A 26,863-nucleotide genomic window follows, 5' to 3' on the forward strand; every position below is an offset into this window, starting at 1 on the left:
ATCCAATCACTTCGATTTACAATCTATAAAAAACATCATTTATTTATCAAATAAAACAACTTGTTTCATTTAAATTATTTTGATACGTTTACAGCATGAAAAAGATAACAAGCACTATCTCATCCCTCTTCTTTTGGTGGCGTTCTTCATAGAGCGGCGCTGAATAGAGTTATCTTTTTATTTCTATTTCATTTTGCCGCCGGAAGGTTGCAAATGAATACGCTTAATCTTATCCGTATTTCCTCACCTCTCCGGCCGCACTTTTTCGGAGAAGCAGATGAACACTCAAGCATCAATCACACCAGATCAACATCAACCGATTATTCTTACTGGTGATCGGGCAACAGGTCAACTCCATCTTGGTCATTACGTTGGCTCATTACAGCAACGAGTACAATTGCAGCATCAATACCAACAGAATATTTTAGTGGCTGATATGCAAGGTCTTACTGACAACGGTCATAATCCACAAAAGGTCGCAGACAATATTCTTAATGTTGTCGCTGATTATTTAGCGGTTGGTATTGATCCAAAACTTACCACAATTTGTCTACAATCTGCGATTCCCGCTCTTGCTGAATTAACCATGTATTACTCTAACGTCGTTTCTATTGCACGTTTAGAACGTAATCCTACCGTTAAAAGTGAAATTCAATCTAAAGCTTTCGGCCGTTCTATTCCTGCTGGATTTTTAACTTATCCTATTTCTCAGGCCGCAGATATTACTGCATTTCGTGCAAGTTTAATTCCTGTCGGTGATGACCAATTACCGATGCTTGAACAAACCAATGAAATTGTCAGAAAAATAAACACCATTGCAGGTAAGAATATTTTAGTCGAGTGTCAACCGCTATTAAGTAAAGTCGCCCGCTTACCAAGTACTGATGGTAAAAATAAGATGTCTAAATCAATGGGTAATACCATCACATTAGGTGCTGATAGTAAGACTATTTCACAAGCGGTAAAATCAATGTATACCGATCCTACTCATCTTCGTGTTGAAGATCCTGGCTGCGTTGAGGGCAATATTGTATTTACTTACCTTGATGCTTTCCACCCAGATGGCGCTTATATTGAAACGTTAAAACAGCAATATCGTCAAGGTGGTTTAGGCGATGGGACAACAAAAAAAATCTTAGAACAATGCCTACAAGATTTAATCTCACCAATACGCAAACGTCGCGCTGATTATTTAAATAATAAAGACTATCTCATTGAGGTGCTAAAGTCTGGCACTGAACATGCTAACCAACAAACCCAACAAGTTTTAACGGATATTAAAACTGCCTTTGGTTTGAATTTGTTTTAATCATTAGCGATATCTATAACCGTTAAATATAGGTATCGCTTTTAATTAACACACTCTATTAATATATTAAATAATAGTACTATCAATTCATTAGCGTTTTTTATTACCAGAAAATTACTGTTATTTATGCATAGATATTAGTATTAAAAACACCTTACTTTATTTTTAATTGTGATCCCTTTAAAATACTCCGTTTTATTCATTATAAGATAATCATTCATGACGATAAAATCACTCACTATTACACTTATATTATGCTCAACGGTAAGTGCATGCTCAGTAATGAATGAACAAGAATGCCAGACAGCGAATTGGTCGGCTTTAGGCTATGTCGATGGATCACAAGGCGCATCAGCTAATCAATTTAATGAACGTAGCTCTGCGTGCTCTGAATATAAGGTTCATGCTAACTTTAACCAATATCAAGCAAGTTATCAGCAGGGATTAATAACATACTGTACTGAAAGTCATGGCTTTTTTGTTGGTTCAAATGGCAATAGCTATCTTGGTGTTTGTCCACAATCGACCTCTGCTCTATTTTTACGGGGTTATCACCAAGGGCAACAACTATTCACGTTAAAAAACAAAGTGACTCAAGCCGAGCAAGCATTACAAAATGAACAATATGATAGTGAATATCAGCAACAGCGATTGAATAGATTAAAAAACAGTATCATTTACGATAAGTTAACGGCTCGAGAACGACAACAGAAATTAGAAAAGATAGAAGAAATCAATAAACAGCCTAATTTGATAAAAAAGCAAAAAGCACAATTAAACCGATTAAAAAAAGAATTAGCTGAATTAGAATTAGTACAGCGAAATTAAAAATATTTTTTTTCACTATTTATAAAAAAAGCCGAGTATTAATACTCGGCTTTTTTAAGTCAGGTTACACTATTAACTAACCGTTTTTAGGTGGTGTAAACGCCGTTAATGTTGGAGCAACACCTGTGAATTTCTCAATTTTCACCACGCCAGAATTACCACAGTTACCGTTACCTAAACGTGATGTAGGAATATCCATCGTTAATACGTTTGGTCCACCATTTTTACACATACCCGTCTTAGGATCTAAATCAGGCCATGCACCTTCGTGGATACATACGCTGCCTTTTTTAATACCATCAGAAACAAAAGCACCAACCAAAACTTGGCCGCGTTGATTGTAAGCGCGCACTAAGTCGCCATCTTTAATACCACGGGCTTTTGCATCTTCCGGATGGATCGTAATCGGTTCACGGTTTTGTACTGCATATTGTTTACGAAGATCAGCATAGTTAAATTGGCTATGTAAGCGATGTGCTGAGTGGGATGTCATTAACTGCAATTCACCATCATTGTAATTAAACATCCACTCGGTTGGCTCCATCCATACTGGATGTGGAGGACAATCATCTAACTTAAAGCTTTCAATCGTTTTAGAGAAGATCTCAATTTTACCACTTGGCGTACCCAATGGGCTCATGATTGGATCTTTACGGAAATCAGCAAAACGTACAAACTCGGCGTTCTTTGCATTCCACTTCATTTCAATAAGTTTGTTTGCTTCCCAAAACTTAGAGAAATTCATCATAGGAACACGTGCATTACGGCCGCCTTTTTGTGCTGTTTTATAGAAATCACGCAGCCATTCCATCTCCGTTTTATTTTCCATATACACATTTCGACCACCGGGTTTTAGGTGTTCTGCCATATCCGCAAATACATCTAAATCACTACGCGCTTCATTTTGTGGCTCAACCACTTGCTTCATCGGCACAAGATGTTGATTAGAGTAATCACCTGTCATTGTCAGATCATTACGCTCAAATGAGGTCGTAATAGGTAGCACGATATCCGCATGCTTAGCCGCAGCCGTCCAGTATGGTTCTGAAATAACGATCAATTCAGGTTTTTGCCATGCTTTGATCAAACGATTAGTATCTTGGTGATGGGTAAAGTTAGCACCGCCCGCCCACCAAATCATTTTCAGCTCAGGGAAGGTGAGCGTATGGCCATTGTGTTTATACTCTGTTCCCGGTTTTTCTAAGCATTCAACAATACGCGCAACAGGGAAAGCTGTCACCGAACCTTGAACAGCCCAGTCATTACCACCTGCTGAGCTTGCACCTAGAGATGGCGACATTGCAGGTAGAACACCAGCGTCGCGTGTTGGATTACCACCATTAGAATAATGGTATGAATAACCAAAACCACCGCCAGGTAAGCCAACTTGACCAAGCATTGAAGTAAGCACCGTTAGCATCCAGTGACGTTGCTCACCGTGTTGCTGGCGTTGCATACCCCAACCCGCCATAAGCATGGTGCGGTTCTCTTTAAAGATCTTAGCCAGTAATTCCATTTGTCTTGCTGGCACACCACAAATAGCTTCAGCCCATTGTGGTGTTTTCTCGATGCCGTCTTCTTTACCCATGAGGTAGGCTTCAAATTGCTCAAAGCCTACTGTGTATTTAGCAAGAAATTCAGTATCGTGCTGTTGTGTTTTGATCAACTGGTAAGCAATACCCATCATCATCGCCACATCTGATTGCGGGTTAGGTGCAATCCATTGTGCTTTATCACCAAAAAATTCAGCGGTTTCTGAACGCATTGGGTCAATGATAATAACAGTTTTGCCTGATTTCTTTAGTTGATGGAAAAATTCAAGACCTTGACCATCGCTTGAAGACCATGCAATCTTTAACGTATTAATGGGGTTCAAGCCCCACAACACAACCACATCACTATTTTCTAAAATTACAGGGTAAGTGGTTTGTTGTTCATAGACTTCAATCGAACCAACAACGTGCGGCATAATAACTTGAGCCGCACCCGTAGAATAGTCGCCTAAGTGACCCGCATAACCACCCGACATACTCATATAACGCTGAAGTAATGTTTGCGCTTTGTGCAACACACCACTTGAACGCCAGCCATAAGAACCGGCAAAGATAGACTCAGGACCATAAGCTTTACGAATACGCATATGTTGCTCATGGATCAGCTTATAAGCCTCATCCCATGATACTTGCACAAATTCATCGCTACCACGTACACCTTGAGGAGCACTTGGATTTGCTAAATAGCCTTTACGCACCATTGGGTACTTAACACGCGCTTTAGTGTAAACCTGTGATGGTCCCGTTTGTTGCAAGCTGTTAGGTACTGTTTGTGCTAATCCATTTTTAGTTGAGATAAGCTGACCATCTTTAACTTCACAAAGCAAAGGTCCCATACGACCAGCTGTTAACACCAAAGAATCAGTACGACCAAGCGTAGCAGCATTAACCGATAACGGAGCGATAGAGGTGATCGCTAATGCACCAGCAGATGCACTTGCGCCTTTTAAAAAGCCGCGACGAGTAATAGTAGTCATAGTCACCACTCCCTTATTGATGAGTTGCCACGTCTTTCGCGTGGTTTTGGAAGAATTTAGTTAAGATCTCAAGGTTTAGTTCAGAAATATCTGTACGTGCACCCATGCTTTTTGCAACAGGGCCCCAAGAGTTAACAGTGAAGTGATTAGCAGGAATTTTAGCGTGGCAAGTTGCACAGTAAACGTTATCCAATTCTTCTGCGTAATCCCATAACGGTTGATTAGAAGCAAGAACAGGCGCATCAATCGTACCGGTTAGCTCAGCACTACGCCATTGATTACCGTAAGCGTCAGTTTTAGCCTCACCCAATTTTAATGCTTTAATACCCGCATCCGTTAAGGTCGCGATAATTGAACGTTGACCCTCACCCATGTAGATAACAGATTCTGCACCTTTCATTTGGTAACCAGAAACCATAACCGTACGCTGGTTATCTTTATGCGCGACAGTGGTTAATTCAACGGTTGGATTAATCGTCGCAAGATCAGCCATTTTAATGGTTTCAATTGGATAAACTTTTACTGCGTCTGCTTTAGTATTTTTAGCCATGTCAAAAAGGTGATCAAAAGCGGAGGTATCTAACGTAGCTTGCGGTGCAAAGTGGGCAACACCTTTATGACAGTCAATACAGGTTTGATTATTTTCTTTACCATATAAATGCATTTTCTGTGCACTTGCTGATTGGTCATAGGTTTCCATCGCATCAAGACTATGACAAGAACGACAAGTAGCTGAATCGTTTTCACGCATTTGTCCCCATACTGTTTCAGCCATTGCTAAGCGATGATCTTCATATTTGGCATCTGTATCAATTTTACCGGTAACAAATTCATGATAGATGTCTTTAGAAGCTCGAACCTTGGTAATTAAATAATCAATAGGATCTTTAGGAATATGACAGTCTGCACATTCTGCACGAATGCCTTTTTGATTACTGAAGTGAACGGAACCTTGATATTCAGCGAGTGGTTTTTGCATCGTATGGCACGACACACAAAATTCAGTGCTAGAGGTTGCATGAAGTACAGCTTGTGTACCCCCTAAGGTTATCCAACCAATAACAATGCCGAGAACAGCAATTAGAGCAATATAGCGTTTTTTCATAAGTATGATCCTTTAGTTAGCCTTAGTCGGTGTATGGCTATTTAAAGGATTTTACATTTTTATATTACACATCTACTCATAATCAGTCTTTTTTGTTCCAGTTCTGTGACTAAGCACTCATAACTAATGATTTTATTAATAGTGATTTACTTTTATTGACTTATTTATAAGCAATGGTATTTGTGTATTATGTCACAAGGTATTTTAAATTTAACGATATAAAATTAATCTATATTTTTCCAATAAATAACCAAGCCACAATAGGCTACATATTGCCTATTGTGGCTTGATTGTTCACAACTATTACCATCAGCTATTTGATGCTTTCTTATAGATAGAAATATTAAGTTGTTGAGGTAATAATTTAATATGTATCCTATTTTCTTCATATTTCTGAAATAAATATATTTTCTTAGGCGTTATTGCATTTTTTTGCTTTCGTTTTTTCATTAAATTTGAATTAATGATAGAACATAAAGATAAATATCCATGGCTATCATATGCCGCTTGGAATCGTTTATTTACTCGCTTTCTCAATTGATGCTGTTTTATTGACACACCGTTACCTAAAAGTTATTCATTTAAAAGTATTAACTATAAATAATTCATAGAGAACAATATTTACTAGTCGTAGTTAAATAAAAATAAATTTAATTATATATCTAACCCAAAAGTAAATGTAAAATTACCATAATATCGTCCGAGGGCTACATCTTGTCTTTCTTTTTTTATTTTGACTAAAATTGGCAATTTAACTTCAGAACCGCTAACTTTAATTTTAGTCGTTGATATTTGCTTCTTACCGTCTTTTACTAGCTCTTGAATATCACATTTAGGACAAACAATATTTAATGGAATATCTGCAGCGCCTAACTTTCCATTAATATGCTTTAAATTAAAATCATTACCATTAGGTATATTTAAGACTAACCCTGTAGAAAAGGACCCCTCAGCAATAACATTAAACATTGCGATCCCTTCAAGAAAAGCACTGTCTGTTTTACTGATATCAAAATCAAACTTGTGTATACCCGGCTTTTCTAATCGAACATCCATTAAATAGCCAGGTTTGTAATTTATATTAATCACTAAGTTTTTAAATTTATTTTGCCACGTCTGGACTCCAGATAAAGGCACAACAAACCCATAAGGATATGTAAATCCAAAATTAAAACTATAGATACCTTCTCGTCTATCAGCTGTAGGTAAATTATCAAAAGCATCAATTATTTTTGTCTGATCAATAGATAATATAGGACGAATAAAATGATAAGGCATTGCATTATTACTTTTTAAAACAGAACCAGAACATACAGTAGAACTCGTTGAATTAACAACAAAAGTAGTACTACCACTAATTCCAAACGAATCACATTTAGTTATTGGTGATTTTAAAGTATCCTCTTTTAATGTATTGCTTGCTTTATATTCAAGCCCAACAATCGTAATTGCATCACTTATATTGACTTTTACCCCACTAGGTCCTACCAAGCTGATATTTTTTTTATCGTATTTAAACCCTGGAGACCAAGAAGTTGCTGGTAATAAATTATTTTCAGGTTCCCAACTCGCTAGTGTTTTATAACTGGCAGAGGAAACACTAGACACTACATTTTTAAATTTTAACTCACTACCTATTATCTCACCATTTAGAATAAATGAAAAACAATTAGAAGAATACATCGCTATTAATAATAAAAGTTTTTTATTATTTAATAACTTTATTAAAAATAACTTTCTTATCATTTGCAACAACCTCTTTTTTATAAAAAGTATCATCAATTGATGAAATAAACACATCAATCATGCCTTTTCTTGCATTTTTAGGTAATAATAGTTTTCTTATTTTTCCTGGAAGCATAATAACTTTAGTACTACAATCGGCTTTAAACATAGCAGAACATTGATTGAAGAATACCTCTAACGTTGTATTACTTGTATTTTTAAGTAATACAGATTCATTCTTTTTTTCAATTGAATATGATATTTTTTTATTTTTAGCAGGAATGACAAATATACTTTCATAGCCATAACTTATTGCAACACCTTTCATTTTTCCATTTTTAGAATAAGGTGTAGGTGTAAATTGCACCGCAAAAACTGTGTCGTGATCAGGATTACATCCTTCAGCACACAAGGCTCTCACTCCTACTTTTTTCGCCATTAATGGATCAAGAATAAATTTATTTTGAGTTAATGTTGCATCCCACTCTAATAAATTGGATTTGGTATAAGGTGTCTTAACCACCTTGCCACCTTTAACTTCAACCTTTGATAGCTTAACATTAACAAAAGCAGGTTCTGCTTGATTATTTGTAACTGTATAAACGCCTGCACCATGTTCATCGGAAACTTTTAGCATCGTATCAATAGCAATTGCATGTGATATTGAAGGAAATAATAACGCTAATAATATCAATTTTTTCATTTCTAATTCCAATCCTGGTTTAATAATAATACGTAATTCGAAATTGTATCTTTCGGTACGTCAGCCGTTAACATGATGTCTGATAATTTATCTTTTATATCATTGCTTACTATTTGTTCTTGATCATAAGATACATAAACCAAATTCTTATCATCTCCAAATTTCTTCTCAATGATATTGTATTGATTATCTTTATCTAAGGATGCATAACGCCATTTATTTTTAGTTTCAAATATACCCAAATAAACATAACGCATGTCTTTTCCAGTTAGAGGATCATTCATAACTAACAGTTGATCATTATCCTCAGGAATACAATAATTCATACCTATATTTAAAACACTAATATCGCGAACTTGAGGTGTTAGACAAGTTAATATTTTTTCTTTATTTTTTAAGACAAAAGGTTGACCAGATCTAACCGCAATTTTAAATACGTTCCCGTCAATATTTTCAACATCGACACAACCTTGTCCAACACACTGAACCGCTAGAATATCTTGATCGAGTATATCTTTAAATCCACTAACAAAAGAAACAACTTTAGTTAGATTCATATCCGTTTTAACTACACTGCCAGGATAAACAAAAAATTCCGCTTTATTTTTACTCGTATTTTCGAGTGATGATGATTCAGTATCAATTTTATTGTTATATTGTGCGTATGACTTTAAAGGTACTATTTTATTATCATTATTAATATTAACATCATATTTCCGACGACCATCTTGTTCTATGGATAAAATACCATAAGTATCATTATCTTTTATATCATCTGATTTTTTAATATCTAACTTAAGATAAGCATCTGATTGTTGTCTAGTAAAATCAATGCCATCAAAAGTAATTATTTGTGTGTTATTAAATGATAAATTCTGCTGTGTCGTTCCAATAGTTGATACCGAAGCATAATAGTTAGCATCAAAGTTATTATTTTGGTAATCCGCCATAATATCTAAAGATGTATCATTAGTTTGATCTCTATCTTTTACAAAAGAAGTTCTAGCTAATGCTGAAAGAGCAATATTATCTTCTGTCAATAAATCACCAGTATCAAACTCAGAGGTAAAATCAGTAAATTTATCTTCTTGTGCGCTAGTATTAAAAGACAATTGGCTATTATTATCGAAATTAATAGTGTATCTCAAATTAAATTGGAATTCATCATCGAATTGGTTATATCGACTAACCCTACCATCATTTTTGTTATATGTAATTTCAAAGTCAAAATTATTTGCTGAATTATAATTATAGTTATAATTATTAGTTAGAGATGTGTTACTACCTTCTTCATACTTATAATAATTATAGTAGAGTCCCGTAGATAAAGACCCCGTTAACAATATTGATTTATTAATATTAATATTAGTTCGTGAGCTGCAACTTTCAGTAAAACAAGCGAGATTATCGTCATCATCAAACTGAAAATTTTCATAACCTATATTAATCCATGATGAATATAGGTTAAGAGAATTTAAATTAGATCCTTCACTATATAACTTATTATTATAGGTGATTTGAGAACCATTAATAAACGTATAATCAACAGCAGACTGAAATATAATGTCTTTCTTTTCTGATAATGTGACAGCCCCTGATAAAGTAAGACCGTCAACTAACCCATATGCTAGTTTAGCTGATGAATAAATAGAGTCATTATAATTGTCATCGTATTCATCAGAATGAGAATCATAATCATTGTTGTACCCTTCATTATTCGCTCCATTTATCAACATACCAACCTGAACACGATAATCAAAATCACCTTGTGAAAGCATTGCCGATTTTATATTATATATATTATATATTTTATCAAAGAATGTGTTGTTTCCTGATTTAACTGTAACTCTAATTTCATAAACACCAGATGGCAAATCGTTGTATGAAATTTCTTGTTGACCAGCCTTTACTGCGTACTGTTTAATATATGTACCGTTTTTTTGTATTGATAATAAGCCAGCAGATGGTACATAAATATTAACTGTCTTATATGCTTGATTCGATTTTATAAGAAGATTTCGTGATGAGCCAAAAGAAAGATCAACAGTATCAGAATCTGTAAATGATTCTATTATATCTGTTGCATTCATTGAATTATTATCTGAAAAATAACCAGCTTTGAATTCAGTAATATCTTTATTTACACTGTAAGATAATTCATTGAGATCAAATACATCATCAGCATTAGTATTGATATTGAAATCAGAACGTAAATATCCATATTTAAATCCTTGAACAAAATTATCTGATATATTTAATGATGTATCATCGTCATATTGGTTAATAAAGATAGAAGAACTATTAATTAATGCATTATTGTTATTTATATTTGATGCATATATTAATTTTGATTTTTTTTCTTTAAGTGCATTTTCGGAAAGAAAAACTCTTAACACATTTGAGTCAATATTATAGAAAAAAGCATAGCTATCTGTGGACACGATACAAGAACTTGGTATTCCTTGACATTCGTTTGTATTCAAAACACCTTCACTAGATAACAAATCAGATAATATTTTATTTACATATTTCCCTTTGATATTATTACTTTCTAACAGCTTTTTAAAATCCTTAATTGCTAATTTATCGTTTTGATTTAATCGTACTTTATTATATGAACTGATTAATGCTTGTTTGCCAAAGTCACCAGAAGGAAAAACAACTTTAACTACTTTATTCTCCTCATTAAACATTTCTTTAAATTCATCAGGAATATTATCATAATTCAAATTATCAGGATATGCCACAGTTGAATATAGGCATAAAAAAAAGACAGTAAATACTAGATGACTTTCTCTCATATCGATAGCCCAACCATTAGTGTCATTTTACCTTCACAATTTTTATAATTATTAATAAAATCAGTGACTGGTATTTTTGAAAAAGAAAGATTAATATTTTTTATACTAGCCTGTGTTTCAGAGACAACATCATCGAACTCTTGCCATAGCAACGGATTTATACTATTCACTTCTACGAGATCTCCCATATTATTAGTTATAGCTAATACCGGCGGTTCATAATAAATAGTTTTTCCGTTATTTAATAAACAAGACGCATCATTTTCTACAAGATTAATATCATAATAAAAACTTTCAGCTCGATCTGAAGGTATATCAGTATTAACCGTTAATGTGGAATTAATATCATGGAATCGTTCCTGACTTTCATCATAAATAACCGTAAAATTATTTGGCGATATCGCAACAGATTTAACCTTAAACCCAGCAGCAGATGGTGTCACATCGGCCTGCAACAGAAAATCAAGAGTAAATTCTGTCTTAGCAAAACAATTGCTAACAAAAAAATTACATATTAATACTATTAGAATTTTTTTAGACAAAATACACCCCTGAAATTATTATCCAGCTTAATAAAATAAAGATTAGGCATCATAGATGCCTAATCTTAATATAATATTATGCTACTGTAGCTAGAACATTAGCATTTACAACTAGAGGCTCAAGTAGGTTCAGCGAAGTCGCTGAAGTTACAGGAGCTACACTGTTTACACTTAACGTAACAGTTGAAACAGCGCTAACACCAGCTTTAGACGTTAGTTCTGTACCTGATGCGATATCAGTCATTTTAATATCCATACCCGCTGTAGAGTTTGCACCCCATGAAGCAGAAATACCATCGGCATCAATTGTCCAGTTTGTAGCGAACAATTCACCAGCAGTTTTAGAACCAGAACCTTGATCCCAGTATAAGCGAGACTCAAGAACGATAGGTGTTTTAGTTTCAAACGTACCATCGCCTTTAACTGTTAGAACACCGTCTTCTACAGCGCCAGAACGAGCACCAGTAATTACGATGTCGTCACCAGGGATAACTTTAGCAAAGCCGCTCCACTCAAGGAATGTAGATGAAAAATCACCTTTTACTGGAGTAGGTGCAACTGCTGGTGTTGGTGCTGCTTGAGATACAGCAGAGAAACCAAATGTAGCTGCTAATACTGTTGCTAATACTAATTTATTCATTGAGACTAACTCCGTTAAACGTCTTATGTTATTAAACGTTTTAATTATTCAGTCACACCATGTGACCGATGGGACATATATTAGTATCAATAGGAAATGTAATTAATAGCATTTTAAAATATAGGCATACAAAACTGCTATTAACAATAACAGGTCGATTTAATTACAATCGCGCCAGCATCTATTTTAATGCTTCATTAATCATGATGACATTTAATGTATAAATAATAACTTAAGTATTATTCATACTAGCGGAAGCAGATTTCCGTTCACTATTTCTAAATCAGCTTTATTTATAAGTGAGGCTACATGTTTAATATAAAAAAGTGCTTATTTTTCATTCTATTACCACTATCCCTTATAGGGTGTGGTGGTGAAAATGAAGAGCAATTGTCGCAAGAAAATATTGCAATAAATGCTCAGGATTTACTAACTTTTGCACCAATAAAAAACACACAAATCATAGATCTTAGACAAAAAGTAACCGCAGAAAACAACCAAAATTTAATTATAGAAAATGTAGAAAGTATCGACAATAACTGTGCCTTTAATAAAAATGATATAAATGGCTTAACATTTAAGGTTACAACTGATGGCGCAAATATTTGCCGCTTTAAATATAATGTAAAACCAGCATCATCACAGTATAAGGGAACAAGTGAAGCTATCGTCCAAGTTGTCGTAACAGATGACTATACCAAAGGTGATTTTTTACCGCCCGTTTCACGTACAATAACCGAATCAGATTCATTAACACTTGATGCTAAAGATTTATTAATAGAAACAGGATTTAAAATTGATCCTGACTCAGTATATTTGACGGGTGAGACAAGCTCTTCAGATATAGGAAGTTTGACATTTGTTGATGTGTCTTCAATAACTTATCAAGCACCAACTGATACCACGGGTACGGTAAGGATTTTTTATACTGAAATCGATTCGATAAATAATATAGCAAGGCCAGGTGTAGCCTATATAGCAATAGGTCAAAAAGGTAACTATAATCCTGTCGCTTTAGATGCTCGAATAGATCCAACTGATTTAACAAAGGGTGATATAACTATAGATATATCAAGCTATATCAGTGATCTAGATAAAACTGACTTACTTCAGTTAATCGATGTAAAGACATTTAATGGCTCCGTCAAAATTAACTCAGAACATTCATTCATATATACTCCTCATAGAACAGGCGTAGAAGTTCTAACTTATATTATATCCGATCATAATGGCGGCTATGGCATCGGTACATTATCTTTTGAGGTTATGCCATATGAAGCCATTATAGATAAGGAGCAAAAACTTCTTTTCACTCCGCCGTTAACAATAGAACAAGTATCAGCAACAAATGGTATATTTACTAATACATATCAAGAGAAAGGAGTAACAGGCATAATCGGTGTTTATCCAACATTTGATAAAGTATTAGCAGAAGCATATTGCTTGACGAAGGGTATGAGTATTGCATCTTTAACTGCATTACAAAAAATGAGAGAAAATGTACTACTCAATGAATCAATTTTTTCAACTAAATATCTTTGGCATAGTGGAAAACCTTATTTAACACATGATAGTGATGCAATCAGTCTTGATACTGGAAAAGTAGAATCTACTATTGATGGTTATTTTTCATGTGCTGACACTCTTGTTTCACGTAGTTGGAGCTTTGTATCTTCATACTATGGTGCTCAATATAATGTACCAACGACGGTATATATATCAGCAAAAACAGCTTCTGGTGGCTCCATTTTTTTAGCAAAAGATCAATACAATTTAAATTATAGTGTTGAATCAATGAATGTAAATGGTGAATTAATAGATCTTAGCCGTGTAGATGACTTTATTACTGTAGAAATAGTCGGTAATGAGATTACCGTGAAAAAAGCAAACACTGGATCTGAGTTTGCTGTCAATGTGACCCTTAATATTTCAGATCCTATTGCAGGCTCTTCCAAGACTAAAATTATATTAGGCATTACCGTTTGTCCTAGGGATATAACCGATCCCCCTGAAGCAAATAGACTTGGTTGTATATTTCCAGTTGAAGGCCGAAAAAATGAGATCTTCACGCTTGCTTTATCAAATACTCTACTTCGCTCGGTTGGAATAGAACCTGATGTTTACAACCATATAGGTAATCGCGACATAGGGGCCGGATTTAATAATTATAGAGGTATTACATGGCAATTACCTACAATCCCAGAAGAAGACAGAGCCGAATGGTTAAATGTTATTAATCAAGCTTGTGATGCTATGAATAAATTAAAACTGGCTGGCAGATCAAATTGGAGTGCGGGCGCAAATAATCTGCCGGATAGAAGAGTTAAAAAATATTTTCGCTTGGGTAGCAGCGATGCTAAAGTCGCTAAATCTTATGTAAACTGGATGCATGATATTGATCATGGAAAATATGGCGCGGTAGCTTGGTATGGGCAAGGATATGTTAACGCATATCCAAACAAATCAACGGTTGCAAATCAAAATATGGATATTGATATATTTGACGTGCAAGGCTCATCATACTCGATCGATACAATATCATTTGTATCTTGCTGGTCAAAAAATTAATTATTCACAACCAAGGTATGGCAGTATGTCTCATTTACTTAAGATTAATGTCTCATCCTAAAATAGATTGATAACTATGAAGGCTAAGTACATAGTACTTAGCCTTTTTCATGTTTTTAATTTGGCATTTACATTATCAAGATTTAAATATATTGTTTATAATCAGATCTTCATAGTTATATTCATAGCTATTAACAATTTTTTTGTAAAATTCTCGTACAATTAAAAATAACGATAAAATGGATAAAAATAGAGCTAACAACAAAGAAATCGACCAAAAAATAAGGATATTAAAAAACAAACTTACGTAGTCGTATTGAAGATATAGAAGAACAACGAGAATGGAATTATTAATATCTACACTTTTACTTATTAAACGTTAAAACATTATTATTGATCCGTTTAACTCAGTTGTAATACCGTATAATCTCTTTAGTAATTAAAACTTTAGCTTCATTCGATAAATAATAACCTGCCGTTAGCATCCATTTAATTCTAAACTTCTGAAAAACGTTCCATTAGTGCCCCCCAACAGTTTCCACATCGATACATACTTTGTGCCATTTAATATCATCAAAGTAATCGGTGAATTTTTATTTGTATAATGACAACCTTAATTTGGATGAAATATAACATATTTAGCGCTCCCTCGAACTTCATAAGCACCGGGCTGTCCTTATAGATCTGCCTGACGTTACGGACATCAAGGTACAAACCAGTTGTCTTGATTAAATATATATTATGTCACCACACAAAAAAAACGGTTTGCTTTAGATGTAATCTAAAATAACGCTCATCTTTAAAGCTATCGCTTTCTCATCACCACAATACCAGTCAATGTATAAATTAACTCGAAAGATAATAAATCAGACAGTATTTCAATTTAATTTTGTTTTCAATGATTAATAATATTTAAAGCTTGTAATTTTTCCATTGGAACATATTGTTCCACCATATTATTACTTCAGCTTAACAAGCTTGCACATATCATTGTTGCATATCCACCCCAACAACATCATAGTTTTCTTGTCTCGTATAACCTTTATCTAAGACTAAATTAACAACGTCATGCTTGAATGCAAAGTTGTCCGATCTTCCTAATTATGTACACCATCTTTCTAAAGAGTTTTTATACTCTTTAGAAAGACAAATTCATTCAACCACAACAGCTGAAAATATAGGAAAAATTCTTACTATAGCCTATAATCTACGATATAAATTTAGAGATATTAGGTTTCTAGTAATCAAGATCATCAACCATTAAAAAAACCAAAATATACATTTCGTTTTTTATAAAATTAAACACATATAGAGACTAAAGCATCCTCATTAACAACAATTTGTAATTCTAAACTATATATTAAACGGATTCATCGCTGTATTTTTTATATTTATAATTACTTTCTAACAATGACAGGCAACCCACAACACAACCTAAGTCACTGATACTTAACCAATAAAATCATGATCACCCAATTTTATATAACACCAATTATAACCTTATAAAAAAATGGTTATAGTAATAGCATATTAATTTAGATTAAAGGTTTAATGCTATTATTAATAAATAAAAAACAAATCACTGCTTTAGGTCATGGGAATATATTTGATACAATCAAAAAATTTAATACAATCAAAAATTTTTATATGTGCTCATTGCATCCTAAGCGCGTTTTTAATATACTTAAGATGTAAAAAAATGATAGATAACTTTAAAAATTTACTTAAACAATATAGAATTGATAACAATTTATCTCAAAATGATTTTGTGGATATATTTATTTTATCTAATAACTTTTTATTAAAATTAGATACAGTTACATTAAGTCGTTGGGAAAATGGTAAAACAATACCATCTATTGAAAAAAAATGAACATTATGAGGACACTAAATCTACTCAGTCCATATATAGATAGTATTCGTGGATTTGATAAAATAACTAAAGTAGAAGAATTCATCAACATTCGGTTTGGTTTTGAATCAAAGCAATATGAAAGACTTAACGAGATAGATATAACACATAAAATAAAATTTGAACATATTACAGATAAAAAAAATTTACATACACATATAGAAAAATACTTAATGCCTGAAACAATAAAGCTTATTAATATCGAACCACCTCTAACTTTAAATGTTGGACATTGGTTTTTAAATGATAGAACAGAAGCATTTTTCATTCATATGTTTGTAAATGAAAACATATATGACTATGACTATGACAATATAAATTCAATTATTTTTCTTGAACAAGTCGCATCTACAAGACTTTTTTACAAATTATGCATCTTAAGTGCATTCAATACTCTTTTAAAACATAATCATATAGATCATATCTTTTCATTTATTAAAACTAAATTTATTTTAAAACAAGCTTTAGCTCTTGGTGGGAAGGTAATTACCTCTATTAATAATAGATCAGCGCCTCCCCCAAACAATGAAGCATTGTTGAAACATACAATAATAGTAAAAATAGATATCATTAAATTATTATCTAATAAGGATTTTTTATTTTTTTGCTTACAAAGTCGTGTTGAACTAGAAGCCAACAATTAAAAATTATTAATTCAAATAAACAATGCTGATTTTTAACTCAGAGTATTAATTAATTTTCAAAAAACCATTATTAACAATACAAAAAAAATAACTATTTTTTGTATATATTTGAATATTTTTAAAATATTAAATATACATTAATAAAATCTATAAAAAGTGCTAAGGCTATAACACTTAGCACTTTTTATACATATGATATTAATTACCATTATTTGAAAATGTAATCCAATTTCAGAAAAGCATCTCTATACACAAATTTATGCAAATATACGGGACTGAAAAACGACGTAGAGAACGTGTGGAAAAATGGTTATATTTGCCCTGAATGTTATTCTAAAATTTATTGTTAACTTAAATCTCAACCATTATATCAATGCAATAAATGTCACCATCAAACATCATTGACATCTAGTACTCTTTTTTCTCATTCAAGATTACCGTTAATCACATGGTTTCTCAAAATTTCCTCATCGTCCAAGATAGAAATAGTATTTCAGCATTAGAGCCAAAACGAAAATTGATCTATATTATACAATTAGATGATGTTTAAGGGAAACAAGGATGCGGAGCTCAAAAGAAAACACCTTTAGTATATGCAATCTCTTTGAATGAAGAAGTCCATCATGCTACTAAGTGTTGCTTCTTGTTTTAATAGATTAATAGCCGCTGAGATTATTCATGGTTCATTATCAAACAATGGTAAGGAGCTTTATCAATATGAAGCTGCATTTCATTGAGTAGATGCCATGATTGGTAATGTTAATAACTCAATAAAAGGGACATATCACGCGATTAGAGAAAAATATATTCCTCGTTGTCTTGATGAATTCTGTTTTAGATTTAACTATCAGTTCTGAGTTGAAGACACATTCAACACACTAATTAAGTGTGGAGCACAATCATTACCGATACCTGAAAGGTTATTAACATTGGCTGAGTCTCGGTTTAATCTTTATATTGAAACCTCTAATATATCATCTATAGTCATTGGCTTATGAAAGAAATAGCCTTGGCATAAATTAACACCTAAGTCTTTAACTATACGGTAGGTTTCTAAATTTTCAATACCTTCAGCAACAGTTTGTAACCCCATACTTTGTGTTAAATCAACTAAATGCTCTATTATTTTTCTATCTGAATAATTTGTCGTAATATTTTCAATAAACATTTTATCTATTTTTAGTTCAGTAAATGGAATAGCTCTTAACCGTGACAAAGAAGAATATCCAGTGCCAAAATCATCGATGGACAAACCAAAACCGAGCAATTTTAATTTTTCAATATTTTCTAATGATGTTTTTGTTTCAATATATTCAACATTTTCTGTTATTTCTAAGGTTACATTCTTATTAGGTATACAATTATCTTTACATTTATCACGCAACCAACGGTATAGATAAGGAACATTTAATGTACTCGGGGAAATGTTAATAGATATTTTTTTCAGTCTATGATTATAATTTAAATCTTTTATCGCTTGATTAGCAGAAAAAAAGAAAAGTTCACTAATCAAATTCTCTCTCTCTGCACTTGCGATAAAATGTTCTGGACTGATATCGCCTAAATATGGGCTATTAAATCTTAATAAAACCTCAACACCATTAAGTGAGTTATCCTCTACATTATAAATTGGTTGATAATTATTAATGAATAAATTATGACTCAAACCATCAATTATAGTCTTTTTTGTTATTACACTTTTTTGATTACACATAAGAAATAAACCATTAGAGATAGTACCCACAGGTTACCTTTCATGCATGCCATATCGTAATAGCATCTTTAATTTAAGATATAGTTTAATGCTATATCTTACAATAAAAACATTTGATTTTTACATGTGGTTAGCATTAGTATTACTTATGTTAATGCTATGATTAGAGGTATCAAGTGCAAGATAATTTCATCACACTCATAAAAAAACACAGAAATGACAATGACTTATCTCAAAATGATCTTGTTGATATATTGACTTTAAATGATGATTTTTTATCTAAATTAGATGTAGTAACTTTAAGCCGTTGGGAAAATGAAAAAACAGCACCTTCGTTGGAGAAAAAAGTAAGGATAATGCGAAAGCTAAATTTACTTGTTCCCTATATATATTCAATTAGTAGCATTTCTATAAATGAAAATATGATAGAAAAATCATTAAAAGTAAGATTTGGGATAGAAATAAACAGATATAAAAAAATCAACAATTTTAAAAGCTCAAATAATATTTCATTTAAATTATCAAAAAACAGACATAATCTTAATGATAATATTAGTGAATGTTTAGGAATTCAAAAAAATGAACATTTTAAATTGAACGATAAATGGCCAATAACCGTCGGCTGTTGGTGTTTAGATGATATCATAGAAGCTTTTTTTATACATTTATATACAAATGACAAAATTTTTAATTATGGCCACAGTGATAACTTAAGTGATTTATATATAAAAAATGTTAATGGTAAAATCAATAGTATTGCAGTTTTAGAGCACGTGACATCAACTAAAGATTATTATAAATTATCTACATTGTGTTTATTTGATACTCTCATTAAGAATAATGACTTAAAATATGTTTTTTTTTATGTGCGTACTGATTTTTTTTTAAAATTAATTGTCTCTGGTGGCGGAGAAAAAATAGCAACAGTCGCAGAACCTGATTCTATATTAAATGAATATAGTGATTTGAATTTTTTACATATAATAAAAATAGACACCATAACCTTATTATCAAACAAAAATTTTTTAAACTTTTGTTTAAAAAGTTATCATAGTTTAAAAAGAAATAACCCTACTCTTTTAAAGAAAATATATGAAACATCAATCCATACAGAAATATAAAAACACAAAAAAATCCCTGCTCTCGGTACAGAACAGGGACTTTAGATAGTGACGGTAAACTTACGTTCACCAATAATAAATAACATCCTGTATATCTATTATATTGTCCCTTGGTATTAGGCTGGAGACCTATAGAGACGGGAACCAGTAAGCATAAGACAATAACCACACGTTATCGTTATGGTGATTTAACCATAACGCACGGTTAGCGTTTTATTCCAACTGGTTTAACGGCGCATTTGTTTCTGAGTTAATTCAACCGCACGTAATTGTGCCATTGCTTTTGCCAGATCCATTTCCGCCATTGCGAAGTTAACATCATCAGCATGCCTGTTGATATTTTCTTCGGCAGCGCGGCGAGCTTCATCAGCGCGGGCTTGATCGATGTCCTTCCCATGCATTGCCGTATCGGCAAGTACAGTTACTACGTTGGGCTGAACTTCAACTATACCGCCAGAAATATAAAGGATTTCTTCGGGATCCTTCAGATTTGTGACAAAGCTTGCTACACCAGGTTTTAATCGGCTTAATAACGGAGAGTGACCAGGGCGAATACCCAACTCACCATCGGTGCCTGAAACTGCCAGCGCGTGGGCTGGACCAGAGAACAAAGATCCCTCAGCACTTACGATATTGAGTTGGAACGTGTTCTCTGTAACGCCAATAGCCATAATGACTCCTTAAGCCTTATAAGGTTTTCGCTTTTTCGAGTACATTATCAATGCCACCACAGTACAAGAATGCTTGTTCTGGAATGTCATCATACTCACCGCTTAATAAGCCTTTAAAGCCTATGATTGTCTCTTTAAGAGAAACAAAAATACCTTTTTGACCTGTAAATACTTCCGCTACGTGGTAAGGCTGCGTTAAGAAACGTTCAATCTTACGTGCACGAGATACAGTTTGCTTATCTTCTTCAGATAGCTCATCCATACCAAGAATAGCGATAATATCTTTTAATTCTTTATAACGCTGAAGCACAGTTTGTACGCCACGAGCAACATCATAATGCTCTTGACCAACAACTAATGGATCAAGTTGACGAGATGTTGAATCCAGTGGGTCAATCGCAGGGTATAGACCTAATGCTGCAATATTACGTGACAATACAACCGTCGCATCAAGGTGAGCAAACGTAGTTGCTGGTGATGGGTCAGTTAAGTCATCGGCAGGTACATATACTGCTTGAATAGAGGTAATAGAACCTGTTTTAGTCGATGTAATACGCTCTTGCAATACACCCATTTCTTCAGCAAGTGTTGGTTGGTAACCTACCGCTGATGGCATACGACCTAGCAGTGCTGATACTTCTGTTCCAGCCAAAGTGTAACGATAAATGTTATCGATAAATAACAATACATCACGGCCTTCATCACGGAAACTTTCTGCAACAGTTAAACCCGTTAATGCAACACGTAGACGGTTACCAGGGGGCTCGTTCATTTGACCATAGACCATGGCTACTTTATCCAAAACCCCTGCTTCTTTCATCTCGTAATAGAAGTCATTACCTTCACGAGTACGCTCACCAACACCGGTAAATACTGATAAACCTGAGTGCGCTTTAGCGATGTTATTGATAAGTTCCATCATGTTAACTGTCTTACCTACACCCGCACCACCAAACAGACCAACTTTACCACCTTTAGCAAACGGACAAATAAGGTCGATAACCTTAACGCCAGTCTCTAATAATTCAGAGCTGTTTGATTGTTCTTCATAAGAAGGTGCTGCGCGGTGAATGGCATATTTTTTCTTTTCACCAATTTCACCACACTCATCGATTGGAGCACCCAATACGTTCATGATACGGCCAAGAGTTTCTTCACCTACAGGTACAGAAATTGGCGCTTTAGTATTAACCACTTCTAAACCACGACGAAGACCGTCTGATGAACCCATTGCGATACAACGTACAACACCGCTACCAATTTGCTGCTGCACTTCTAGAACAAGTGCTGCATGCTCACTGTCACTCAGGGTAAGCGCATCATATACTCGTGGCACGCTATCTTGATTAAATTCAACGTCAACGACAGCGCCGATGACTTTGACAATCTTACCAGTACTCATTTGATGTCCTTAAAATTCTGTTTAAACGGCTTGTGCCCCAGAGACGATTTCACTTAGCTCTTGGGTAATTGCTGCTTGACGGGCTTTGTTATATACAAGCTGAAGATCATTAATCAGCTCACCCGCGTTATCTGTTGCAGCTTTCATTGCAACCATTCGTGCTGCTTGTTCACAAGCGATACTCTCAACGGTGCCTTGATAGACTTGTGATTCGATATAACGAAGCATCAATTCATTGAGGATCGGTTTAGGATCAGGCTCATAGATATAATCCCAACGGCTTGCTTTATTCACATCGTCTGATGCTTCTTGTTCAAGCTTAGGGTTAGGTAACAACTGGATTACCTTTGGCATTTGCACCATGGTATTTACAAATTGGTTGTAAACGAGGAACAAACGGTCAATTTTACCTTCGTCGAAAAACTCCAACATGGCATTAACCGGGCCTAAAATATCTTCCAGTTTTGGTGAATCACCAATACCTGATGTTTGTGCAATCACGTTGCCGAAGCGATGAAAAAACGAAATTGCTTTTGAGCCGATCAAGGTGGTATCTACATCAACCCCTTGATCTTGCCACTGGCGCATATCTGCCAGCGCTTTCTTGAACAAGTTAATGTTCAAGCCACCACACAATCCTCGGTCTGAGGAAATAATGATGTAAGCTACTCGTTTTACTTCACGCTCTTCAAGATAGGGATGTTTATATTCCAACGAACCGGAAGTTAAGTGTCCGATCACCTTACGCATATTCTCTGCGTAAGGGCGGGTTGCTTCCATGTTATGTTGAACTTTACGCATCTTACTTGCGGCAACCATTTGCATTGCACTAGTGATCTTTTGCGTATTTTGTACGCTAGCGATTTTAGTGCGGATCTCTTTTGCATTTGCCATGGTTAGCTCCTATCTACATTCATACTACGTCGTTCGGACGGAAAGTATTTTCGTTACTTAGTACGACTGCGTATCAACGAATGTTTTTAGAAGCTGATGTAAACTTGCTTCGATATCATCGTTGTAATTACCTGATTCATTAATTGAAGCAAGCAACTCTGCATGTTGACTCTTAGCAAACGCCATTAATGCTTCTTCAAACGCACCAATTTGAGATAACTCAACACTGTTTAAATAACCTTTCTCAGCAGAGAAGATAGCAAGTGCTTGCTCCGCTACAGACATTGGCGCGTACTGCTTTTGCTTCATCAGTTCTGTTACTTTCTCACCGTGATCAAGCTGCTTACGGGTCGCATCATCAAGGTCAGATGAGAACTGAGCAAATGCTGCAAGTTCACGATACTGTGCCAATGCTGTACGAATACCACCAGACAGTTTCTTAATGATCTTAGTTTGCGCAGCACCACCAACACGAGACACTGAAATACCTGGATCTACTGCTGGACGTAAACCTGCATTAAACAAGTTAGTCTGAAGGAAGATCTGACCATCAGTAATCGAGATTACGTTTGTTGGTACGAAAGCAGATACGTCACCCGCTTGGGTTTCGATAATCGGCAATGCGGTTAATGAACCAGTTTTACCTGTTACTTCACCATGAGTAAATTGCTCAACATAGTGTGCATTTACACGTGAAGCACGTTCTAGCAAACGGGAGTGAAGGTAGAAAACATCACCAGGATAAGCTTCACGGCCTGGTGGACGCTTAAGCAATAGTGAAATTTGACGGTAAGCGACAGCTTGTTTTGATAAGTCATCATAAACAATCAATGCATCTTCACCGCGGTCACGGAAATATTCGCCCATAGTACAACCAGCATAAGGTGCTAGGTACTGTAGTGCGGCGGCTTCTGAAGCAGAGGCAACCACGATAATAGTATTTTGTAGTGCGCCGTTTTCATCTAACTTACGTACTACGTTAGCAATAGTTGATGCTTTTTGACCGATAGCGACATAAACAGAGTAAATACCAGAATCTTTCTGATTAATGATGGCATCAATCGCCATCGCTGTTTTACCTGTTTGACGGTCACCGATGATAAGCTCACGCTGACCACGACCGATTGGTACCATTGCATCAACTGCTTTGTAGCCGGTTTGAATAGGCTGATCAACCGACTTACGGTCAATAACACCTGGAGCAATGATTTCTACCGGCGCAAAACCGTCATTATCAATAGCGCCTTTACCATCAATAGGTTGACCTAGGGTATTAACCACTCGCCCTAATAAGCCTTTACCTACGGGTACTTCAAGGATACGACCAGTACCTGTTACTTTCATGCCTTCTGCAAGGTCAGCATAAGGACCCATTACTACCGCACCTACAGAGTGACGCTCTAAGTTAAGTGCTAACGCATAACGGTTGCCAGGTAGTTCAATCATCTCACCTTGCATAACATCAGCAAGACCATTGATACTAATAATACCGTCGCTTACAGAGACGATAGTCCCTTCGTTACGTGCTTGACTTGTCACGTTGAAGGTTGCGATTCGTTGTCTAATTAAATCGCTAATTTCGTTCGAGTTTAGTTGCATATCTATTACCTATTACGCCTGAAGGCTCGTTGCGAGTCGGTTGATAGAGCTTTTAAGCGTACCGTCAATCACCAGTTCTCCAGCGTTGATCAGTATGCCGCCTATTAGCGTTTCATCGATGTGGCAATCAAGCTCAACACTACGATTTAATTTTTTCTGCAGCGCCTGTACTAAATTGGCTTGTTGTTGAATGCTTAATGGCTCAGTAGTAGTGACATGCGCAGTAACCATGCGTTCATAATCATCTTTAAGCTCATGAAACAATTCGACAACCTGAACGATCACATTTAGCCGTCCATTTTCAGCCATTACTTTGATCAGGTTCTGGCCATGTTCGTCCAGTAGACCTTCACAAACGCCCAAGAACATGTCAGTAAACGCTGCTGAATCATTAGCACCAAACTGTTCGCTGTCTTCAATCTGCTGAGCAATGATTGGTTGACTAGCAACCGTTGCTGCGATGGTCAACATTTGCTCCCATTGTTCCAATGCCTGATTAGCAACCGCATAATCAAATGCGGCTTTGGCATAGGGCTGAGCAATGGTTAGTGGATCTGACATAATGTGCTCTCCGCTTACATATCCGTGATAAGTTTATTAACGAGATCGCGGTTAGCATCAGTATCCAAATTGCGATTAATCAGTTTCTCAGCAGTTTCAATGACCATATCGGACATTTCAGCACGTAGTTCCTGACGAATGCGATTACGTTCGCTTTCTAACTCTGCTTGACCTTGCGCTACAAGACGGGCTTTTTCTTTCACGCCTTCAGCTTGGGCATCTTCGATAATCTGTGCTCGACGCTTATTACCTTGTTCAACTAACTCACTCGCACTTTTCTTCGCATCTTCAAGAACTTTGGCACCATTCGCTTTTGCGATGTCGAGTTCTTTCGCTGCGTTTTCAGTATGAATAAGTCCGTCTGCAATATCACGTTGGCGTTGTTCTATCAACGCGGTAAGCGGCGGCCAGACATATTTCATGCATAACCAAACAAAAATCACAAAGGATATTGCTTGACCAAGCATGGTTGCATTTAAATTCATACCATCCTCACTATTTAAATAACGTTATGATAAATAACGGTAGTTTTAGCTATTAAGCCACAGCAAAGATGATGTAAAGACCAATACCAACACCAATCATAGGAACCGCATCGACAAGACCCATCATGATAAAGAACTGTGTACGTAGCATTGGCATAAGATCCGGCTGACGTGCAACACCTTCAAGATATTTACCTGCTAAGTTACCAATACCAGCAGCCGCACCCGCAGCGCCCAAACCAATCAGTAGTGCACCAGCAACATAAAGAACTGCACTTACAATATCCATGAATGACTCCAAAATTATTAAATAGTTAAAACGTAAATCGAACTTAGTTTATTAATGTTCTTCTGTTGCCATCGCAAGGTACACAACGGTTAGTACCATAAAGATGAAGGCCTGAAGGAACACAATAAGAATATGGAATAATGCCCATGGAACGCTGAGCGCCCATTGCATCCACCACGGCATCAACGCAATTAGGATGAAAATCATTTCACCTGCATACATGTTGCCGAACAACCGAAGACCGAGAGAAATTGGTTTTGAAATTAATGTTACTAACTCCAAAACTAAGTTCACCGGGTAAAGCCATGGACTTTCAAAAGGTTGTGTCGTGAGTTCTTTAATAAAACCACTTAATCCTTTTGCTTTTAACGTGTAAATTATGATTAACATAAATACACCAAGCGCCATCGACATCGGTACATTGACATCCGCTGAAGGTAATTCACGGAAATGCTCAAAACCAAGTAGGCGAGCAAGTGCAGGAATAAAATCAACCGGTAATAAGTCAATTGCGTTCATCAAGAAAACCCAAACAAAAATAGTTAATGCCAATGGCCCAATTAACTTATCTTTGGTTTGAAAAATTTCCGTAACAAGGTTATTTACAAATTCATAGGTTATCTCAATGAAACATTGCAATTTACCAGGAACACCACTGGTTCCTCGTGTAGCAACATATCTAAAGACACCGATAAACAGTAAACCTAACAACCAAACCATGAGCATGGAGTCAATATTAATGCTCCAAAAACCCTTACCCACAGTGAAGAATGTTAGATGGTGCTCAATATAATCGTGAGCGGTAGTTACTGATTCCACC

Annotated in this window: 21 protein-coding genes and 1 pseudogene; 6 read left to right on the forward strand and 16 right to left on the reverse strand. The window is 35.0% G+C overall.

The window, feature by feature from the left end; translation table 11 throughout:
• Window positions 1-277 precede the first annotated feature (277 nt).
• Both trpS and C9J51_RS01795 read left to right on the forward strand, forming a co-directional pair.
• Window positions 278-1,309: a tryptophan--tRNA ligase gene (gene trpS, locus C9J51_RS01790; protein WP_045036230.1), complete on the forward strand. Its 1,032-nt coding sequence runs from the start codon at window positions 278-280 to the stop codon at window positions 1,307-1,309.
• Window positions 1,310-1,591: 282 nt separating this feature from the next.
• The gene (locus C9J51_RS01795) at window positions 1,592-2,137 is read left to right on the forward strand and encodes a DUF2799 domain-containing protein (protein ID WP_244907475.1); all 546 of its coding nucleotides are present in this window, start codon (window positions 1,592-1,594) and stop codon (window positions 2,135-2,137) included.
• Window positions 2,138-2,213: 76 nt separating this feature from the next.
• Here the strand turns inward: C9J51_RS01795 and C9J51_RS01800 are convergent, their stop codons facing one another.
• The 7 genes from C9J51_RS01800 to C9J51_RS01830 form a co-directional block, all read right to left on the reverse strand.
• A complete protein-coding gene (locus C9J51_RS01800; protein WP_107274814.1) occupies window positions 2,214-4,667 on the reverse strand; it encodes a molybdopterin guanine dinucleotide-containing S/N-oxide reductase in 2,454 nt (817 codons plus the stop codon).
• Between the two features lie 13 nt (window positions 4,668-4,680).
• Window positions 4,681-5,772 carry a NapC/NirT family cytochrome c gene (locus C9J51_RS01805; protein WP_045039991.1) on the reverse strand — a complete coding sequence of 364 codons (1,092 nt, stop codon included), beginning with the start codon at window positions 5,770-5,772 and terminating at the stop codon, window positions 4,681-4,683.
• A 654-nt stretch (window positions 5,773-6,426) separates the two neighbouring features.
• On the reverse strand, window positions 6,427-7,518 hold the full coding sequence (locus C9J51_RS01810; protein WP_045039989.1) for a hypothetical protein: 1,092 nt from the start codon (window positions 7,516-7,518) through the stop codon (window positions 6,427-6,429).
• Window positions 7,481-8,200: a hypothetical protein gene (locus C9J51_RS01815; RefSeq protein ID WP_045039988.1), complete on the reverse strand. Its 720-nt coding sequence runs from the start codon at window positions 8,198-8,200 to the stop codon at window positions 7,481-7,483. Before C9J51_RS01815 ends, C9J51_RS01810 begins: the two co-directional genes overlap by 38 nt.
• Window positions 8,201-8,202: 2 nt before the next feature.
• Window positions 8,203-11,001 carry a CS1-pili formation C-terminal domain-containing protein gene (locus tag C9J51_RS01820; RefSeq protein WP_107274815.1) on the reverse strand — a complete coding sequence of 933 codons (2,799 nt, stop codon included), beginning with the start codon at window positions 10,999-11,001 and terminating at the stop codon, window positions 8,203-8,205.
• Window positions 10,998-11,543: a hypothetical protein gene (locus C9J51_RS01825; RefSeq protein ID WP_045039984.1), complete on the reverse strand. Its 546-nt coding sequence runs from the start codon at window positions 11,541-11,543 to the stop codon at window positions 10,998-11,000. Before C9J51_RS01825 ends, C9J51_RS01820 begins: the two co-directional genes overlap by 4 nt.
• 76 nt (window positions 11,544-11,619) lie before the next feature.
• Window positions 11,620-12,183: a hypothetical protein gene (locus tag C9J51_RS01830; protein ID WP_045039983.1), complete on the reverse strand. Its 564-nt coding sequence runs from the start codon at window positions 12,181-12,183 to the stop codon at window positions 11,620-11,622.
• A gap of 309 nt (window positions 12,184-12,492) precedes the next feature.
• On the opposite strand from C9J51_RS01830, the gene C9J51_RS01835 reads away from it, so the two are divergent.
• The 3 genes and pseudogenes from C9J51_RS01835 to C9J51_RS01845 all read left to right on the forward strand — a co-directional run bounded on the left by C9J51_RS01835 (window position 12,493) and on the right by C9J51_RS01845 (window position 18,305).
• A complete protein-coding gene (locus tag C9J51_RS01835; protein WP_107274816.1) occupies window positions 12,493-14,751 on the forward strand; it encodes an Ig-like domain-containing protein in 2,259 nt (752 codons plus the stop codon).
• A 1,878-nt stretch (window positions 14,752-16,629) separates the two neighbouring features.
• Window positions 16,630-17,307 carry a hypothetical protein gene (locus tag C9J51_RS01840; protein WP_146144932.1) on the forward strand — a complete coding sequence of 226 codons (678 nt, stop codon included), beginning with the start codon at window positions 16,630-16,632 and terminating at the stop codon, window positions 17,305-17,307.
• A gap of 259 nt (window positions 17,308-17,566) precedes the next feature.
• A pseudogene (locus C9J51_RS01845) lies at window positions 17,567-18,305 on the forward strand (transposase).
• On the opposite strand, the gene C9J51_RS01850 reads toward C9J51_RS01845, so the two are convergent.
• A complete protein-coding gene (locus tag C9J51_RS01850) occupies window positions 18,260-19,051 on the reverse strand; it encodes an EAL domain-containing protein (RefSeq protein WP_107274818.1) in 792 nt (263 codons plus the stop codon). The pseudogene C9J51_RS01845 and the gene C9J51_RS01850 sit on opposite strands and share 46 nt — an antisense overlap.
• A 146-nt stretch (window positions 19,052-19,197) precedes the next feature.
• Here C9J51_RS01850 and C9J51_RS01855 point away from each other — a divergent pair, with 146 nt between their 5' ends.
• Window positions 19,198-20,142: a helix-turn-helix transcriptional regulator gene (locus tag C9J51_RS01855; RefSeq protein ID WP_107274819.1), complete on the forward strand. Its 945-nt coding sequence runs from the start codon at window positions 19,198-19,200 to the stop codon at window positions 20,140-20,142.
• A 227-nt stretch (window positions 20,143-20,369) separates the two neighbouring features.
• On the opposite strand, the gene C9J51_RS01860 is transcribed toward C9J51_RS01855, so the two are convergent.
• Genes C9J51_RS01860 through atpB form a run of 8 tightly spaced genes read right to left on the reverse strand, consistent with a single transcriptional unit; the run spans window position 20,370 to window position 26,862 of the window.
• Window positions 20,370-20,813: a F0F1 ATP synthase subunit epsilon gene (locus C9J51_RS01860; RefSeq protein ID WP_045037089.1), complete on the reverse strand. Its 444-nt coding sequence runs from the start codon at window positions 20,811-20,813 to the stop codon at window positions 20,370-20,372.
• Between the two features lie 16 nt (window positions 20,814-20,829).
• A complete protein-coding gene (gene atpD, locus C9J51_RS01865) occupies window positions 20,830-22,215 on the reverse strand; it encodes a F0F1 ATP synthase subunit beta (RefSeq protein WP_045037088.1) in 1,386 nt (461 codons plus the stop codon).
• Between the two features lie 21 nt (window positions 22,216-22,236).
• A complete protein-coding gene (gene atpG, locus C9J51_RS01870; RefSeq protein WP_045037087.1) occupies window positions 22,237-23,109 on the reverse strand; it encodes a F0F1 ATP synthase subunit gamma in 873 nt (290 codons plus the stop codon).
• A 57-nt stretch (window positions 23,110-23,166) separates the two neighbouring features.
• Window positions 23,167-24,708, reverse strand: a complete 1,542-nt coding sequence (atpA, locus tag C9J51_RS01875; protein ID WP_045037086.1) for a F0F1 ATP synthase subunit alpha — start codon at window positions 24,706-24,708, stop codon at window positions 23,167-23,169.
• Between the two features lie 12 nt (window positions 24,709-24,720).
• Complete coding sequence (locus C9J51_RS01880) at window positions 24,721-25,269, reverse strand: F0F1 ATP synthase subunit delta (protein ID WP_045037085.1); 549 nt, start codon at window positions 25,267-25,269, stop codon at window positions 24,721-24,723.
• 14 nt (window positions 25,270-25,283) lie between these two features.
• Window positions 25,284-25,754: a F0F1 ATP synthase subunit B gene (atpF, locus tag C9J51_RS01885; protein ID WP_045037084.1), complete on the reverse strand. Its 471-nt coding sequence runs from the start codon at window positions 25,752-25,754 to the stop codon at window positions 25,284-25,286.
• Window positions 25,755-25,806: 52 nt separating this feature from the next.
• A complete protein-coding gene (atpE, locus tag C9J51_RS01890) occupies window positions 25,807-26,043 on the reverse strand; it encodes a F0F1 ATP synthase subunit C (RefSeq protein ID WP_036791577.1) in 237 nt (78 codons plus the stop codon).
• 51 nt (window positions 26,044-26,094) lie between these two features.
• Window positions 26,095-26,862: a F0F1 ATP synthase subunit A gene (gene atpB, locus C9J51_RS01895; protein ID WP_045037083.1), complete on the reverse strand. Its 768-nt coding sequence runs from the start codon at window positions 26,860-26,862 to the stop codon at window positions 26,095-26,097.
• Window position 26,863 lies beyond the last annotated feature (1 nt).

Source organism: Photobacterium iliopiscarium, from assembly GCF_003026395.1.
Taxonomy (GTDB): Bacteria; Pseudomonadota; Gammaproteobacteria; order Enterobacterales; family Vibrionaceae; genus Photobacterium; species Photobacterium iliopiscarium.

Coding starts and splice junctions, on each gene's coding strand:
- C9J51_RS01805 (WP_045039991.1), bottom strand. CDS start 5,772: ATGAAAAAACGCTATATTGCTCTAATTGCTGTTCTCGGCATTGTTATT.
- atpF (WP_045037084.1), bottom strand. CDS start 25,754: ATGAATTTAAATGCAACCATGCTTGGTCAAGCAATATCCTTTGTGATT.
- C9J51_RS01860 (WP_045037089.1), bottom strand. CDS start 20,813: ATGGCTATTGGCGTTACAGAGAACACGTTCCAACTCAATATCGTAAGT.
- trpS (WP_045036230.1), top strand. CDS start 278: ATGAACACTCAAGCATCAATCACACCAGATCAACATCAACCGATTATT.
- C9J51_RS01800 (WP_107274814.1), bottom strand. CDS start 4,667: ATGACTACTATTACTCGTCGCGGCTTTTTAAAAGGCGCAAGTGCATCT.
- C9J51_RS01795 (WP_244907475.1), top strand. CDS start 1,592: ATGAATGAACAAGAATGCCAGACAGCGAATTGGTCGGCTTTAGGCTAT.
- C9J51_RS01880 (WP_045037085.1), bottom strand. CDS start 25,269: ATGTCAGATCCACTAACCATTGCTCAGCCCTATGCCAAAGCCGCATTT.
- C9J51_RS01810 (WP_045039989.1), bottom strand. CDS start 7,518: ATGATAAGAAAGTTATTTTTAATAAAGTTATTAAATAATAAAAAACTT.
- atpD (WP_045037088.1), bottom strand. CDS start 22,215: ATGAGTACTGGTAAGATTGTCAAAGTCATCGGCGCTGTCGTTGACGTT.
- C9J51_RS01820 (WP_107274815.1), bottom strand. CDS start 11,001: ATGAGAGAAAGTCATCTAGTATTTACTGTCTTTTTTTTATGCCTATAT.
- atpA (WP_045037086.1), bottom strand. CDS start 24,708: ATGCAACTAAACTCGAACGAAATTAGCGATTTAATTAGACAACGAATC.
- atpE (WP_036791577.1), bottom strand. CDS start 26,043: ATGGATATTGTAAGTGCAGTTCTTTATGTTGCTGGTGCACTACTGATT.
- C9J51_RS01840 (WP_146144932.1), top strand. CDS start 16,630: ATGAGGACACTAAATCTACTCAGTCCATATATAGATAGTATTCGTGGA.
- C9J51_RS01830 (WP_045039983.1), bottom strand. CDS start 12,183: ATGAATAAATTAGTATTAGCAACAGTATTAGCAGCTACATTTGGTTTC.
- C9J51_RS01835 (WP_107274816.1), top strand. CDS start 12,493: ATGTTTAATATAAAAAAGTGCTTATTTTTCATTCTATTACCACTATCC.
- atpG (WP_045037087.1), bottom strand. CDS start 23,109: ATGGCAAATGCAAAAGAGATCCGCACTAAAATCGCTAGCGTACAAAAT.
- C9J51_RS01815 (WP_045039988.1), bottom strand. CDS start 8,200: ATGAAAAAATTGATATTATTAGCGTTATTATTTCCTTCAATATCACAT.